The organism is Pseudomonas sp. P4_C3 (genome assembly GCF_056402075.1).
Window position 1 is genome coordinate 1 of record NZ_JBFUIC010000772.1, and the last position, 652, is coordinate 652.

At 43.7% G+C, this 652-nt stretch carries 1 protein-coding gene; it reads right to left on the reverse strand.

Annotation, left to right across the window (positions count from 1 at the left end; translation table 11 throughout):
* The coding region (locus AC1DVH_RS32355) for a lipopolysaccharide biosynthesis protein (protein WP_477757204.1) at positions 1-652 on the reverse strand (652 nt) is incomplete at both ends.

Below are 652 nucleotides of genomic sequence, written 5' to 3' on the forward strand. Positions count from 1 at the left end.
ACTTTGGGAAGTTATCGTAAGCCTTAAAGAGGCGGCGCATCTCACTAAGACTGATGGACTTAAATGTTACCTGGTCTTGTGAAAATGCGCTTCTACCTAGGCGAATGATGCCGGCGCCACTGCTGAGTATTTGTCCCAAGACTAAGCCCAAAGGTGTATACCCTATCCAACCAAAACCAATCTGGGTACTCGCGCCGGAAATGGACTGCTCCATACGACTACTGGCTATTGTTGAAAATCTCTTTTTTCGCGTTGCCCAGAACTGTAATGCACTGTAGGAACTTGATAGAGCAATCCCAAATGGTAGTAGCCACAGATAATGAATAAGCTCAGGTTGAGCGGTTAAGCGAGCTATTTCATGTGGAAATAAAAAGACAAATACTCCAGCAAGCAAAGAGATGGAGGCGGAACTGATTAAAGATATTGCTAGAAGATTCGCAGCATCAGTATCATGCTCCGGAATAGGAATTGCGATATCTAAACGCAAGCAAGCAGATACAGAAGTAATTCCTAATATTGCCGCATACACGGCTAGTATGCTGAAGTCTTCCGGTGCATACAGCCGTGTAAGTAGTGGTAATACCAAAATCATAATAGCTTGCGCGCAAGCAGTACCGCTTACAAGGACTAAAATTGATTTGATATAGTTGCT